Source organism: Sphingobium sp. FW305-3-2-15-F-TSA7 (assembly GCF_058787155.1).
Genome location: NZ_JBYSZM010000081.1, coordinates 1 through 856 on the forward strand (window position 1 = coordinate 1; position 856 = coordinate 856).

At 61.1% G+C, this 856-nt stretch carries 1 pseudogene; it reads left to right on the forward strand.

The window, feature by feature from the left end:
• The first annotated feature begins 75 nt into the window (after positions 1 to 75).
• Positions 76 to 834: pseudogene (locus AC3WN8_RS30100) on the forward strand (IS5 family transposase).
• Positions 835 to 856: the final 22 nt, after the last annotated feature.

Consider the following 856-nt stretch of genomic DNA (forward strand, 5'->3'; position numbering starts at 1 on the left):
TCTAGGTGGTGGTGACATTTTAGGGATTCACGGGGTGCAGGATTTCTGATTCAACGCTGGCTTTTGGAGGCTGGTGTGGAAGGCGAGGTGCTTCGGGACGATCAATGGGATCGCCTGCGCGAGTTCGTGCCAGGCGGGCGTAAGGGCAAGCGCGGTCCGCGCAGCGATGGGCGGTTGTTTCTCGATGCGCTACTGTGGCTTGCGCGCTCGGGTGGGCGTTGGCGCGATCTGCCAGAGCGGTTCGGCTCCTATCAGACTGCCAAGCGCCGTTACTATCGCTGGGTCGAGCAAGGCGTGATCGACCGGATTTTCGAGGCGGTTTCGGACGATCCCGACATCGAATGGTTGGCGATTGACGCGACCGTGATCCGCGCCCAGGCCCAGGCCGCTGGAGCGCGGGTCAAAAGGGGGGCGCTCAAGCCCAGGCTCTTGGACGATCGCGCGGCGGGTTCGGTACCAAGATCCACGCCGTAGTCGATGCGCTGGGCCTGCCGATCCGCTTCATCCTCGGTCCGGCCAACAAAACGACATGGCACCCGCCTGCCACCTGATCCGAGGTATCCCTGCGGACAAGGTTCTGGCCGATCGCGCCTACGATGCCGACAGCCTGCACAACCTCATCTACGAACAAGGCGGTGAACCGGTCATTCCGCCCCGCCGCATCGCACATACCAGCACCGTTATGATCGCATCGCCTACAAACAGCGCTGGGGCATCGAGGGCTTCTTCGCCAAGCTCAAGCAATGGCGACGCATCGCTACACGATACGACAAGCTCGCCCAACACTTCCTCGGATTCATCAAACTCGCCAGCATCATGCTATGGCTCAAATGATTAAATCGTCACCACAGCCTAG